This window comes from Amycolatopsis sp. NPDC005232, assembly GCF_040607795.1.
Taxonomy (GTDB): Bacteria; Actinomycetota; Actinomycetes; order Mycobacteriales; family Pseudonocardiaceae; genus Amycolatopsis.
The window spans coordinates 100,063-113,177 of sequence record NZ_JBEXHL010000007.1 but is presented as its reverse complement, the minus strand read 5'-3'; the positions used below and the strand labels follow the sequence as shown (position 1 = coordinate 113,177).

At 70.5% G+C, this 13,115-nt stretch carries 12 protein-coding genes; 8 read left to right on the top strand and 4 right to left on the bottom strand.

Annotated elements, in window-relative coordinates:
- Position 1 precedes the first annotated feature (1 nt).
- Positions 2 to 784, bottom strand: coding sequence for an inositol monophosphatase (locus ABZU76_RS15645; RefSeq protein ID WP_354869541.1), 783 nt, complete (start codon positions 782 to 784; stop codon positions 2 to 4).
- Between the two features lie 80 nt (positions 785 to 864).
- On the opposite strand from ABZU76_RS15645, the gene ABZU76_RS15640 reads away from it, so the two are divergent.
- A complete protein-coding gene (locus ABZU76_RS15640) occupies positions 865 to 1,803 on the top strand; it encodes an Lrp/AsnC family transcriptional regulator (protein WP_354869539.1) in 939 nt (312 codons plus the stop codon).
- 3 nt (positions 1,804 to 1,806) lie between these two features.
- On the opposite strand, the gene ABZU76_RS15635 is transcribed toward ABZU76_RS15640, so the two are convergent.
- Both ABZU76_RS15635 and ABZU76_RS15630 read right to left on the bottom strand, forming a co-directional pair.
- The gene (locus tag ABZU76_RS15635) at positions 1,807 to 3,429 is read right to left on the bottom strand and encodes an AMP-binding protein (protein WP_354869537.1); all 1,623 of its coding nucleotides are present in this window, start codon (positions 3,427 to 3,429) and stop codon (positions 1,807 to 1,809) included.
- A 16-nt stretch (positions 3,430 to 3,445) separates the two neighbouring features.
- Positions 3,446 to 5,095: an AMP-binding protein gene (locus ABZU76_RS15630; protein ID WP_354869535.1), complete on the bottom strand. Its 1,650-nt coding sequence runs from the start codon at positions 5,093 to 5,095 to the stop codon at positions 3,446 to 3,448.
- 125 nt (positions 5,096 to 5,220) lie between these two features.
- Between ABZU76_RS15630 and ABZU76_RS15625 the strand changes: the two genes are divergently transcribed.
- Genes ABZU76_RS15625 through ABZU76_RS15615 form a run of 3 tightly spaced genes read left to right on the top strand, consistent with a single transcriptional unit; the run spans position 5,221 to position 8,096 of the window.
- The gene (locus ABZU76_RS15625; RefSeq protein ID WP_354869532.1) at positions 5,221 to 6,606 is read left to right on the top strand and encodes an FAD-dependent oxidoreductase; all 1,386 of its coding nucleotides are present in this window, start codon (positions 5,221 to 5,223) and stop codon (positions 6,604 to 6,606) included.
- Positions 6,607 to 7,728 carry an LLM class flavin-dependent oxidoreductase gene (locus ABZU76_RS15620; RefSeq protein ID WP_354869529.1) on the top strand — a complete coding sequence of 374 codons (1,122 nt, stop codon included), beginning with the start codon at positions 6,607 to 6,609 and terminating at the stop codon, positions 7,726 to 7,728.
- A complete protein-coding gene (locus tag ABZU76_RS15615; RefSeq protein ID WP_354869527.1) occupies positions 7,725 to 8,096 on the top strand; it encodes a nuclear transport factor 2 family protein in 372 nt (123 codons plus the stop codon). The genes ABZU76_RS15620 and ABZU76_RS15615 overlap by 4 nt, the downstream gene beginning before the upstream one ends.
- Here the strand turns inward: ABZU76_RS15615 and ABZU76_RS15610 are convergent.
- Entirely contained in the window at positions 8,091 to 9,311 is a 1,221-nt protein-coding gene (locus tag ABZU76_RS15610; protein WP_354869525.1) for a hypothetical protein, read from the bottom strand. The genes ABZU76_RS15615 and ABZU76_RS15610 overlap by 6 nt on opposite strands.
- A 107-nt stretch (positions 9,312 to 9,418) precedes the next feature.
- Between ABZU76_RS15610 and ABZU76_RS15605 the strand changes: the two genes are divergently transcribed.
- The 4 genes from ABZU76_RS15605 to ABZU76_RS15590 are packed head-to-tail and all read left to right on the top strand — an operon-like array spanning position 9,419 to position 13,102.
- Positions 9,419 to 10,633: a cytochrome P450 gene (locus ABZU76_RS15605; RefSeq protein WP_354869523.1), complete on the top strand. Its 1,215-nt coding sequence runs from the start codon at positions 9,419 to 9,421 to the stop codon at positions 10,631 to 10,633.
- Positions 10,634 to 10,645: 12 nt separating this feature from the next.
- Positions 10,646 to 11,056 carry a nuclear transport factor 2 family protein gene (locus ABZU76_RS15600; protein WP_354869521.1) on the top strand — a complete coding sequence of 137 codons (411 nt, stop codon included), beginning with the start codon at positions 10,646 to 10,648 and terminating at the stop codon, positions 11,054 to 11,056.
- Between the two features lie 31 nt (positions 11,057 to 11,087).
- Positions 11,088 to 12,653, top strand: coding sequence for an AMP-binding protein (locus ABZU76_RS15595; protein WP_354869517.1), 1,566 nt, complete (start codon positions 11,088 to 11,090; stop codon positions 12,651 to 12,653).
- Positions 12,650 to 13,102: a VOC family protein gene (locus ABZU76_RS15590; RefSeq protein WP_354869515.1), complete on the top strand. Its 453-nt coding sequence runs from the start codon at positions 12,650 to 12,652 to the stop codon at positions 13,100 to 13,102. Before ABZU76_RS15595 ends, ABZU76_RS15590 begins: the two co-directional genes overlap by 4 nt.
- The last annotated feature ends 13 nt before the right edge of the window (positions 13,103 to 13,115 follow it).

The window sequence follows — 13,115 nt, the reverse complement described above, 5'->3', positions numbered from 1 at the left end:
ATCAGGCGTTCTTCAGCAGGTCCAGCAGGGCGGCGTGGAGCTGGGCCGGCGCGGCGAGGAACGAGGTGGCCCCCGGGTGCCAGGGGGTGCCGTCGGCATCGGTGACGACCGCGCCGGCCTCGCGGGCGATCAGGCTCGCGCCGAGGAGGTTGCCGGCGTCGCGGCCGTACAGCCAGAAGCCGTCCATGCGCCCGGCGGCGACGTCGGCGATCTGCAAGGACGTCGGGCCCAGGTTGCGGACCGCTCCGACGTGGGGGAGGACGGCCGAGAGCGAGCGGCCGGCCTGCTCGGCGGCGTTCGGCTGGGTGGTGATGAAGGGCGGCTGGCTGGTGCCGACGAGCGTGACCGGGAGCTCAGCCGTGGCCGCCGGGGCGAGGCGCTCGCCGTCGAGGAACGCGCCGAGGCCGGTCGCCGCGTGGTAGGTCTCGCCGCGGACTTCGCTGTGGATCACGGCGGCGACCGGGGTGGCGTCCTCGACCAGGGTGATGCTGACGCACCAGTACGGCAGGCCGCGCAGGTACTGGACGGCGCCGTCGGCGAGGTCGACGACCCAGCGTTGCTCGCCGGGCGGGACGGTGGTGCCGATCTCGTCGGCCCATTCCACGCCGGGTCGCAGTGCGGTGAGACTCGCGCCGAGTGCGCCTTCGGCTGAGTGTTCGAGGGCGTCGAAGGTCTCGCGGAACTCGGTGAAGGTGGTGGGGGCCGTGGGCCTGGGCCGGGCGGCGAGGAGGCGGCCTGCTTCCCGGGCCGCGGTGATCATGCCGTCGATCAGGGTGGTTGTCATGGGGCAAGCGTGCTCCCGGGTGGGCGCTGGTGAGGTGTTTCGATGGCTCTCTTGATCGAATTCAGTGTCATCATGTCCTGGTGGTGAGCAATGCCGTCCTCGAAGACGACGACCTTCGGCTGATCGCGGCCCTGCAGTGCGACGGTCGCGTGACGATCGAGCGCGCGGCGGCCGTGCTCGGCTTGAACCAGCGCGCGGTCCGCCGGCGGCTGCGGGTGTTGCTGGACGGCGTCGTGCGCGTGGTCGCGACCCGGCCGCGCGCCGCGTTCCCGGGCGCGACCCTGCTGCGGATCCGGGTGCTGCGCGGCAAGATCGACGCCGTCACGGCCGCCCTCGTGGCGCGCGACGACGTCCTCTACCTCGACCTCTCGCACGCCGGCGACGAGATCTCGGCCGCCGTCGTCTCCGACCCGGGCCGCCGCAACGCCCTCGTCTTCCGCCAGCTCCCCGCGACGACCGCCGTCACCGAGATCCACGCCGAAACCGTGATGCACGTCTTCTCCGACGCGAGCGACTGGCGCCTCGACGTGCTCACCGAGACCGAACGAGCCGACCTCACGGTGGTGTCCGCCCAGGCCACCACCGCCGACCTGGACTCCGTCGACTCCGCGATCCTCACCACCCTGGCGCGCGACGCCCGCCTGCCCGCGGCCGCCGTCGCCGCCGAGGTGCGCCACCCCGAGTCCACCGTGCGCCGCCGCCTCGCCACCCTCCGCACCGACGGCCGCCTCCTCACCCAGACCTTCGTCGACCCGCACCACCTCGGCCTCCGCATCGACGCGAACATCACGATGCACGTCCCACCCGCGAAGCTCGACCACGCCGGCCGCACCCTCGCCCGCCACCCGGCGGTCCACGGCGCCCTCGCCACGACCGGCAGCTCCAACCTCCACGCCGCTGTCTGGCTGCGCGATCTGGACCACCTGTACCGGTTCGTCACGGAGGATCTGGCGCAGCTCGGGGTGGAGCGGGTGGAGACGTTTTTGGTGGGGCAGGCGGTGAAGCGGCCGGGCAAATGAGGTCTAGCCGGTCTGCTCCGTCGAACGGGACGAAAGCCGTGGTGCTTCCGTGATTCCCGCAGCACGGAGTTCCTCGGTAATGACCTCCCGCAAGCGGAACTTCTGCACCTTCGTGCCCGACATCGGCCAATCCGTGACGAAGCGGATGTAGCGCGGCACCTTGAACGTCGCGATGCGGCCGAGGCAGTGGTCGATCAGGGCGCGTTCCGTCGCGTGAGCGCCGGGGCGGAGCTGGATGAAGGCGGCGGCCACTTCGCCGAGGCGGGCGTCCGGGGCGGCGACGACCTGGACGACGCCGCAGGCGGGGTGGCCGGCGAGGCAGCCTTCGACCTCGGCGGCGGAGACGTTTTCGCCGCCGACTTTGAGCATGTCCTTGAGCCTTGAGACGAAGGAGAGGCGGCCGGCGGGGTCGGCGACGACGAGGTCGCCCGTGGAGAACCAGCCGGCGGGGTCGAGGCGTTCGGCGGTCAGTGCGGGGTCGCGGTGGTAGTGGGAGAAGCGGGAGGCGCCGCGGAACTGGAGTTCGCCGCGGGTGCCCGCGGGGACCGGCGCGCGAGTCGCAGGGTCGACGACGCGGACTTCCATGTGCGGCAACACTTTGCCGCTCGTGGTGGCGCGGACGTCGGCCGGGTCGTCGGGGGAGCCGACGCAGCAGAAGCCGAGGGACTCCGTCGAGCCGAGGGACGACATCTGGACGGCAGGGGCGATCCGGGCCTGCATGGCGCGCAGCCGTTCGGGGGCGCCGACGTTGAGCACGAGGCGCAGCGCGGACAAGTCGGTACGAGGAAACTCAGGGTGGTCGAGCACGCGCAGCCAGATCGTCTCGAACGCGGGAAACGCGACCGTGCACCGTTCTTCGGACAGCTGACGCAACGCCAGACCCGGCTCGAACGGTCCGGTGTGGACCATCGCGCAGCCGGCCGCCAGCGCGGCGAGGACGACGTCGTAGCCGCCGCAGTGGAACATCGGCAGGGCGGTCCAGAAGCGGTCCTCCGAAGTGAGGCCGAGCCGTTCGGCGACGGCTTCGCCTTCCGCGACCAGGGAAGCGTTGTCGTGCACGCACCCGTGCGGCCGGGCGGTCGTGCCGGAGGTGTAGAGGATCAACGCGGGATCGCCGGCGCGCACACCGGCCCGGGCCGCGGTCACCGTCGCCGCGTCGGCAGAACTCGCCGAGAACGCGGCGCGCGAGAGCCAGCCGGCGGGCGCGGGGCCGTCGTCCACGGCGACGATCGCACGCAACACCGGCGCCACCCGCAGGGAAAGACCGGAAGAAGGAGCGAGCCCGGGAAGCGCGGAGGCGAGCACCGGCCCGAGCGTGGTGTCGGCGAACAGCAGCCGCAGGTCGGCGTGCTCGACGACGTAGGCGAGTTCCGCGGCCTTGAGCCGGGGGTTCACCGGGACGGTGACCGCGCCCAGGTAGGCGATCCCCAGCCAGGTCGTCACGCTCGCGATCCCGCCGGGTACCAGCACACCGACGTGATCGCCGGGGCGGATTCCCCGCGCCCACAACGATCCGGCCAACCGCCGGGCCTCAGCGGCGATCTCGCCATACCTCAGCCGTCCGTCGGGGAACACGACTTCGCGCTCGGCGGCGCACCGGTCGAGCAGATCCGGGATGGTGGACATGGCCCCTCCAGAGCGGCTATTGGCGCACCCGCGGCGCTTCCGTGATGCCGGCGGCCGCCAGCTCGTCGGCGATCCTCTTGCGCAGCTCCACTTTCTTGATCTTCGTCCCCGACATCGGCCACTCGGTCACCCAGCGGACGTAGCGCGGCACCCGGTACGACGCGATCCGCCCGACGCAGTGGTCGATCAGCTCCCGCTCGGTCACCGAACACCCCGGCTTGAGCTGGACGAACGCCGCCGGCACCTCGACATACCGCGCGTCCGGGGCCGCCACCACGGCCACGATCGCGACGGCCGGGTGCGTGAGCAGGTGCCCCTCGACCTCGGCCGCCGCGACGTTCTCGCCGCCCACCTTGAGCATGTCCTTGAGCCGGGACACGAACGTCAGCCGACCGTCGGAGTCCGCGACGACCACGTCGCCGGTGTGGAACCAGCCGGCGGAGTCGAACACGCGCGCGGTGAGGTCCGGGTCGCGGAAGTAACCGTCGAACGTGTTGGGGCCACGGAAAAGCAGCTCACCGGGCACACCGGGGGCCACGTCGTCACCTGACGGATCGACGACCCGGCACCGCATCCCGGGCATCGGGTGCCCGCCGGTTTCCACGCGTTTGTCCGGTGGGTCGTCGAGCCGGTTGAGCGTGAGGAACGCGGCGGACTCCGTCATCGCCACGCACGACACGTGCACTGCGTCGGGGAGCCGTGCCGCCATGGTGCGGAGCCGTTCGGGCACGCCGACCACCATTACGACCCGGATCCGCGACAGGTCGTACGAGGCGAAGTCCGGCCGGTCGAGCACCGGCAGCCAGATCGTCTCGAACGCCGCGAGCGCGACCGTCACGCGCTCGCGGACCAAGAGTTCCAACGTCGTGGCGGGGTCGAAGAACCGCGGGTGCACAAAGGTGGCGCCCGCCGTGAGACAGGTGAAGGCGAAGGTGATCCCGCCACCGTGGAACAGCGGGATCGCCGTCCACACCCGGTCGTGGGCGGTCAGCGGCATCCGCTCGCCGGCGATCCCGTCGGCCAGCCGGGTGAGGGCTTCGTGGCTGAGCATCGCGCCTTTGGGCGCGGCCGTGGTCCCCGACGTGTAGACCAGCAACGCGGTGTCGCGGACCTGCACGCTCGCCGCCGCCAGATCGGCCTCGGCAGCAGGACACGCCGTCGCGAAGAACTCCGCGGAGGACATCAGTCCGCCGCCACCAGGACCGCCCAGGTGCACGATGTGCTCCAGCTCTGCAGCAGCACCTTCGGCGAGACCCGGAAACGTCCGGTGCAGCAGCTCGGCGAAGTCCGGTTCCCCGGCCTGTGGGGGAGCGGTCACGAGCACCCGCATCCCCGAGTGCGTGACGATGCCGTCGAGCTCCACGGACTTGAACCGCGCGTTGATCGGCACCGCGATCGCGCCGGCCTCGGTCGCGGCCACCAGCATTGCCAGGAGGTCGATCGACGCGGGCAGCAGGATCCCGACGCGGTCGCCCGGCCGCACTCCCAGCCCCAGCAGGGCGCGGGTGAACTCCCGGACGCGGTCGGCGAGCGCGCCGTAAGTGGCCCGTTCGGCAGGGAAGACGAGGGCTTCGCGGTCGGGATGCGCGAGCGCTCGACGGCGCACCAGATCGCCGAGCGTGGTGGCGGCCACGGGCCGGACGGAACCGGCGGATCTGCTCGTCATCGGCCACTCCCCGCTCTATCTACCGACCGTTTGACAAACTAGCGTGGGTACTCGATGGTGGACAAGCCGGAAAACCCAGCCGCGACAGTGCGTTGACCGCGACTGCGGCGAAGAAAGGTGATGCCGTGTCGAGTTACGACGTGGTGGTGATCGGGGCGGGCGCGGCCGGCCTGTGCGCGGGGGCGCTGCTCGCGCGTGAGGGCAAGCGGGTCGTCGTGCTCGACCGCAGCCCGTACCTGGGCGGGCGCGCCATGGCCGTGCCGGACGAGGGCTTCACCGTCAATCTCGGCGGGCACCTGATCGAAGACGGCGGATCCGGCCTCACCAAGGTGTTCGAGCACGTCGGCAAGGAGCTGATCCACGGCGAGGTCAGCAAGGAGATGCCGATCTGGGAAAACGGGTCGGGTTGGGGCTCGATCCGCGACCGCTACACCGATCGCGCGGAACTGAAGAAGGTCATCAAAGCACTCGCCGACACCCCGTACTCCGAGCTCGACGACTGGGACGACCGGTCGCTGCGTGAGTGGATCCACCAGCACACGTCCGACCAGGGCGTGGTGGACCTGTTCGAGTTCATCTCCGTGCTGGAGTGCATGACCGACAACTGGTACGACCACTCCGCCAGCGACAACCTCTACGTGCGCAAGATGCACTACGAGGAGCGCAACACCGCCGCCTACTCGTGCTGGCCCGGCCAGGGCTGGGACGGGCTGTGGCGCGACCTCGCCGACGCGATCACCGGGCACGGCGGCGAGCTGCGCCTGGGGACCGCGGTCGAGCGCGTAATCGTCGAAAACGGTGCGGTGAAAGGCGTCGCGGTCGCCCGCGAACCCCGGGTACTGCCCAACGAGTTCTTCGAGGAGGAGATCCTCGAGGCCCCGGCGGTGATCTCCACGCTGCCGGTGTGGCACGTGCTGAACGTGGTGCCGCGCAGCGTGCTCCCGGAGTGGTACGCCTCGCAGATCGAGTTCCTGGCGCAGGACAAGTTCCGCATCGCCTGGCTCGGGCTCTACCTCGCCACCGAGGAGCCGGTCACGCAGTTCGACCCGCGTGAGCTCTCGACGTGGACCGCGACGCCGTCGACGGACTGCTCCGGGTTCATGTTCGACCAGTCGGCGATGGACCCGTCGTGCTCGCCCGAAGGCACGCACCTGCACGTGCTGGGCGCGATCATCCCGGGCGCGAAGGGCCGCGACCGCGAGTGGTGCCGCGCCACGATGCAGGCCTTCGAACGCGATGTCGAGACGATGTGGCCCGGCCTGGCGAACCCGGTCTGGCGGCGCCGGCACCTGGTGTTCGAACCGAGCTTCGGCGTGATCCAGATGCCCGGGCTGGTCGGGAAGTACCGGCCGCACTGGCGCGCGCCCAACGTCGAGGGGCTCTGGTTCGCCAGCGAGACCTTCCGCAGCCGTGGCGTCGGCACCGACCGTGCGGCCCGCGCCGCCCTCACGTGCGTCGAGGACTACCTCGGTGCGCGGATCCCGACGTTCGGCGATGGATGGAGGTACTGAGTGGAGCGTCTGCAGCTCGGTGTGCCCGGTCAGATCATGCCGCCCGCGGACGCCGCGGTGAAGTTCGCGCGCCGCAGCGAAGCCGAGGGCTTCGACGCCGTGTGGTGGCCCGACCACCTCATGGGCTGGCACGCCGACACCATGTGGACTGAGGATTTGACGCCGCTCGCGGCGGTGCAGCCCAACCCGCACGCCTACTTCGACCCGCTGATCATGATGGGCGTGGTCGGCGCGCAGACGGAGCGGATCAAGGTCGGCGTCGTCGTCACGGATCTCATCCGGCGCAACCCGGCGATGGCCGCGGCGAGCGCGCTGACGCTGGACCACGTCACGAAGGGCCGCGCGATCATCGGGCTCGGCTCGGGGGAGCGGCTCAACATCACGCCGTACGGGATGTCCTTCGACAAGCCGGTCGCGAAGCTGGGCGAAGGCATCGACGTGATGAGGCTGCTGTGGGAGGCCGACGGACCCGTCAACTACGCCGGGAAGTTCCACACGCTGGAGAACGCGGTTCTCGGATTGCAACCCTACCAAGGGAAAGCGCCCGAGATCTGGACGGCCGCGCACGGCCCGCGGATGCTGGAGCTCACCGGGGCCAAGGCCGACGGGTGGCTGCCCACCAAGATGTCGCCGGCCGAGTACGCCAAGTCGCTCACCACGATCCGGCAGTCGGCGCAGGACGCGCGCCGCGATCCCGAGGCGATCACGCCCGGCATGCTCGGGTACCTGCTCATGGGGCCCGACGAGGAGACGGTGCAGCGGCTCACCGAGGCCCCGCTCGTGCGCGCGCTGTGTGTTCTGCTGCCGGCACAGGTCTTTCGCGACCTCGGCATCGAACCGCCGCTGGACGGCGGGCCGGGCGGATCCGGCTTCCACGACTTCATCCCCACGGCCGTGTCGCGCGCCGAGTCGCTGCGGATCATCGACGCGATCCCGCCGAAAGTGGTGCGGCACTACGCGTTCTGCGGCACCCCGGCCCAGGTGGCCGAGCAGCTGGCGGAGTACCGCGAGGCCGGGCTGCGCCACCTCGTGATGTGGAACATCACCGCGTTCGGCGACCCGTCGCTGGCGAGGTGGTCGTTCCAGGCGATGACGGAGCTGAAGAAACTGGTCGGGTCGTGAGCCGGGCGGCGGTGGAGGCGTACTTCTCCGCGATCAACGCCGAGCGGTTCGCCGACCTGGCCGGGGTTTTCGCCGACGACGTGGAGATCCACACCGTCGGCGCGGCGCCGATCGTCGGCCGGGAGGCGGCGATCGCGCACTTCGCGAAGCTCCTCGCGGACTACGCCGAGCACGACGATCGCGTGACGCGCTGGATCGAAGCCGGCGAGGCCGTGGTGACGGAGATCGACTTCACGGGCCGCCGGCGCGACGGCCGTCCGATCGTCTTCCGCGCCCTCGACGTGTTCGACCTGCGCGCGGGCCGGATCGCGAAAGTCGCCACCTGGTACGACACCCGGGACGTGCGCCGCCAGGTGCTCGCGTCATAGCGCGCGGCCTTTCGCCGTCTGCACCATGTCCATCCGCTCGATGCCCGCCCCGAACGGCGCGGCCTGCGGGGCGAGGCCGGCCAGCGCCTGCTCGTAGGCCGCCACGAGCGCGTCCTCGGCCGGGTAGTCGAAGGGATCCGTGGTGCCCGACGCGCGCAGCTGTGGTTCGTTCGCCAGCATCCACTCGACGGTCTCGGCGATCCCGTCGCGCACCGAGACCACGTCGCGGTAGCCGAGGTCCTCGCGCAGCCGGGTCGTGTCCACAATGCACGTCGGCGATTCCTGGCCGCCGAAGGCCGAAACCGCGAGACCGGGGTTGGGCAGTTCCCGGGGCAGCGACCGGATTTCCAGGTCGCGGCCCGCGGCGCGGGCGACGAGCTGCGCCCACTGCCGCACGGTGAGCAGGTCGTCGTCCGCGACGTTGTACGCCTTGCCCGCCGCGATCGCGGGCCGGTCGACGGCCAGCAGCACGGCCTCCGCCGCGTTGCGCGCGGCGACACGGGAGTGGATGCCGTGCCCGCCGTCGGCGAGGGCCAGCCAGGGCCGGCCGTCGAGCACGCGGCGCACCACGTTCCATTCCCACGCGTACGGGTTGCGCGGTCCGTAGACAGTGGGGTAGCGCAGGTAGGTGGCGGCGAAGGAACCCTTGGCGCCCAACGAGAACACGTGATCCTCGGTGCGGCGGATCGGCCCGGTGCTGTACCCGGCGAAGCGCGGCTCGTCCGGCGCGACGAGCGGGTGCGAGTCCTCGCGCACGGGCAGCTGTACGCCGTACGGGAACCGCGAACCTGGATTGACGTAACCCTGGTAAACCGGCACACCGCCGACCACGACCAGGTGCGCGCAGCGGTTCGCCACTCCGTCGGAGATGAGCCGGACCCGGCCGTAGGTCGCGACGACCACGTCCCACCCGGCCGAGCCAGCCGAGCCCACGGCGCGCGCGATGTCGTCCGCCTCGAACGGGCTGCCGTGCACGTGCGGGACGTCCGGCAGCTGGGCGACCTCGTGACGGCCGGTGTGGAACACCGTCACCTCGTGCCCGCGCGCGAGCAGTCCCGCCACGATCGGGGGACCGGTCGGGCCCGTGCCACCGACGACCAGCGCGCGGCCCATCAGGCCCGGGCCGTTCGGGGGAAGCGTCGCGGCCTGCCGTGGTCGTGCACTGGAGCCTCCCTGCGCGAGTCCTGTTCGCAGCATGACAAGCCCGATCTTCACTGTCAAACGGTTGGTTGACAGACTCTTGTTGGGGCACCGGTGTGGTGCTAATCTCACCGCTACCAAACGGCCGTTAGTCAGTGACGATGACGTCATGGAGGACGCCGATGTCCGTAGCCGCCAACGCTGGACCCGACATCCTGTCCGAGGAGTTCGCTGCGGATCCCTACCGCGCGTACCGGGTGATGCGCGAGCAGCACCCGCTCATCTGGCACGAAGCCACGCAGAGCTATGTGATCAGCCGGTACGCGGACGTCGAGCGCGCCTTCAAGGACCCGGTGTTCACCAGTCACAACTACGACTGGCAGCTCGAGCCCGTGCACGGCCGGACCATCCTGCAGATGGACGGGCGCGAGCACTCCACGCACCGGAACCTGGTCGCGCCGGCCTTCCGCGGCCGGGACCTGATGACCAAGTTCCTGCCCGTCATCGAACAGAACTCGCGCGACCTCGTCGACGCGTTCCGCCAAGACGGGCGCGTCGACCTCGTCGACCAGTACGCGACGCGGTTCCCGATCAACGTGATCGTGGACATGCTCGGCCTGCCCAAGTCCGACCACGAGCACTTCCACCGCTGGTACAGCTCGATCATGGCCTTCCTGTCGAACCTCTCCGGTGACGAGCAGGTCATGGCCGAAGGGATCCGCACCAAGGAGGAATTCGAGGCCTACCTGCTGCCGATCATCCGCGAGCGCCGCGAAAACCCGGGCGAGGACCTGCTTTCCACGCTGTGCTCCGCCGAGATCGACGGCGTGCGGATGAGCGACGAGGAGATCAAGGCCTTCTGCAGCCTGCTGCTCACCGCGGGCGGGGAGACCACCGACAAGGCGATCGCCAGCTTGATGCGCAACCTCGTCGCGAACCCCGACCAGCTCGAAGCGGTCCGCGCCGACCACTCGCTGATCGCGGCCGCGTTCGCGGAGACCCTGCGGTTCTCGCCGCCGGTGCACATGATCATGCGCCAGCCCGCCGAGGACGTGGAGCTCTCCGGCGGGGTCGTCGAAGCGGCCAAGACGGTGACCTGCCTGATCGGCGCGGCGAACCGCGACCCGGCCAAGTACTCCGATCCCGATTCGTTCAACCTCCTGCGCACCGACCTCGACCTCGGCCGGGCCTACACCGCCGGCGCCAACCACACGGCGTTCTGCCTGGGCCGGCACTTCTGCGTCGGCGCGATGCTCGCCAAGACCGAGCTCGACACCGGCATCGCGCACCTGCTCGACGCCATGCAGGACATCCGCTTCGACGGCGAAGCGCCGCCGGAGCAGGGCGTGTTCACCCGCGCCCCCACTTCGCTGCCCCTGACCTTCACGCCCGCCTGAGGAGGCACCCGCATGACCGCACGCGCCGAGATCGAAAACGTCCTGGGCAAGGCTTCTTGGGGCTACGACGAGAACGACGTCGGCCTGATCGCCGACCAGTTCACCGAGACGGCCACGATGACCATGCAGATCGGCCGCGAAGGCGACCCGATCGGGCCGTTCGAGGGCCGCGAGGCGATCCGCAAGCTGCACGCGGATTCGCTCGTCGCGCAGACCGACCAGCGGCGGCACAACCTCTCGAACCTGGTGCTCACCAAGGAAACCCCGGACAGCGCGGCGACGACCGCGAACCTCACCCTGCTCTCGATCGAGAACGGCGCGGTGCGGGTGCTCTCCAGCGGCTGGTACCGCGACGAGCTGGTGAAGCAGGGGGACCGCTGGCTGATCGCGACCCGGCACATCTACCTCGACCTCCCGTACTGATCCCCGCACCGGCACCTACCAGAGGACACCCATGGTCAACATCGGACGGATCCCGGAGAAGTGGGCGGCGCTCACGCCCACCCGGGACGCGATCGTCGACGCCCCGAGCGGCCGGCGGATGGACTGGAGAACGCTCGACGAACGCGTCCGCAGGCTCGCCAACGGGCTGGCGGGCGAGGGCGGTCTCGGTCTGTCCCCAGGGGACCGGGTCGCGATCCTGGCGAAGAACTCCATCGAGTACCAGGAGCTCTACTACGCCGCCGGGCGCGCCGGGCTCGTCACGCAGCCGCTGAACTGGCGGCTCGGCGCGGGCGAGCTGACCCGGATCGTCGCCGACGCGGCGCCGAAAGCGGTGATCGCGTCCGACGAGTGGCTGGACACCGCGAAGCAGCTGCAGGCCGCGGTGGACGTGCCCAACTGGCTGCAGTACGGCGAATCGGGCGACGGCAGCTACGAGGACCTGCTGGCGCGCAGCAGCACCGACGAGCCGGTGCAGTCGTCGTCGGTCGGTGACGCCGACCCGTTTTTCATCCTCTACACCGGCGGCACCACCGGCGAGTCGAAGGGCGCGCTGCACAGCCACACCAGCGTGTCGTTCGGGATGCTCAACCAGACCGTCGCCGAGCGCATCGTCGCGACCGACGTCTACATGCTGACCGGGCAGATGTACCACATCCCGGTGGTGCTCTCGATGAACTACCACCGCCACGGCTGCCCGCTGGTGCTGATGAACTTCGAGGCGCGCACGGCGCTGGAGCTCATCCAGGAGGAGCGCGTCTCGGCGTTCCTGGGCATCACCACGATGCTGAACTGGATGATGGCCGTGCCGGGCTTCTCCTCCTACGACATCTCGGCCCTGCGCAACATCCAGTACGGCGGCGGGCCCATGCCCTCGTCGGTGGTCAAGGCGGCGCTGGACCAGTTCCCCTGCACGCTGATCCAGGGTTACGGGCAGACCGAGGGCACCACGATGTGCTTCCTGTCGCAGGAAGACCACCTCGACGCCGTGCGCGGCATCCACCCGGAACGGCTGATGTCCTGCGGGCGCGAGGGTTTCGTCACGCAGGTCCGCGTCGTCGACCCGGACGGGCGCGAGGTACCCAAGGACGGCCGGACCGCGGGCGAGATCATCGTGCGGTCCGAGGCCAACATGCTCGGTTACCTCAACCGCCCCGACCTCACCGAGAACACGATCCGCGACGGCTGGATGTGGACCGGCGACATCGCCACCTGGGACGCCGAGTCGTACGTGTTCATCGTCGACCGCGCCAAGGACATGATCATCTCCGGTGGCGAGAACATCTACTCGATCCAGGTCGAGGAGGCGGTGAACAAACACCCGTCGGTGCTGGAGTGCGCGGTGATCGGCGTGCCCGACGACGAGTGGGGCGAAGCGGTCAAGGCGTTCGTGGTGCTCAAGCCCGAGACGACGGCGACGGAGGCCGACATCATCGCCACGGCCAAGCAGCACCTCGCCTCCTACCAGAAGCCCCGGTCCGTCGAGTTCGTCGACGCCCTGCCCAAGGCGCCCACCGGGAAGATCCTCAAGCGCGACCTGCGCCGCGCGTACTGGGCGGACCGCGGCCGGTCCGTGTGACGGCGGGACTGCACCACCTCGGCGTGCGCGTGGCGGAGCTGGACCGGGCAGTGGCCTTCTACCGCGAGCTCGGCGCCGAACCGCTCGCGCCGCCGTTCACGCTCGATCCCGGTGCGGCCGCGCTGGCGATGAACACCGAGCACGAGGTGCGCGTCGCCCTGCTCGGGTTCCCGGACGGCAGCGGGATCGAGCTGTTCGAGTTCGGCGAGCCGGCGCCGCAGTGGTGTGCCGCGCCGGAGCCGGCCGCCCGGCTGCCGCACCTCGGCATCCGGGTCGCCGACATCGACGCCGCGTTGGCCCGGGCCGAGGCGGCCGGCGGGCAGCGGCTGTGGAACCGGCCGAAACAGTGGGGGCCGGTACGGGTGGTGTACCTGCGCGACCCGGACGGGACCGTGCTCGAACTGCTCGACGCGCCGTTGCGGGCGGTCGCCGACGTGGTCGCCCCGTGAGCCCCCGGCAGGA

Excerpts from the sequence above, each read along its gene's own strand:
- ABZU76_RS15645 (WP_354869541.1), bottom strand. The coding sequence starts at position 784 with ATGACAACCACCCTGATCGACGGCATGATCACCGCGGCCCGGGAAGCA.
- ABZU76_RS15635 (WP_354869537.1), bottom strand. The coding sequence starts at position 3,429 with ATGTCCACCATCCCGGATCTGCTCGACCGGTGCGCCGCCGAGCGCGAA.
- ABZU76_RS15630 (WP_354869535.1), bottom strand. The coding sequence starts at position 5,095 with ATGACGAGCAGATCCGCCGGTTCCGTCCGGCCCGTGGCCGCCACCACG.
- ABZU76_RS15605 (WP_354869523.1), top strand. The coding sequence starts at position 9,419 with ATGTCCGTAGCCGCCAACGCTGGACCCGACATCCTGTCCGAGGAGTTC.
- ABZU76_RS15600 (WP_354869521.1), top strand. The coding sequence starts at position 10,646 with ATGACCGCACGCGCCGAGATCGAAAACGTCCTGGGCAAGGCTTCTTGG.
- ABZU76_RS15595 (WP_354869517.1), top strand. The coding sequence starts at position 11,088 with ATGGTCAACATCGGACGGATCCCGGAGAAGTGGGCGGCGCTCACGCCC.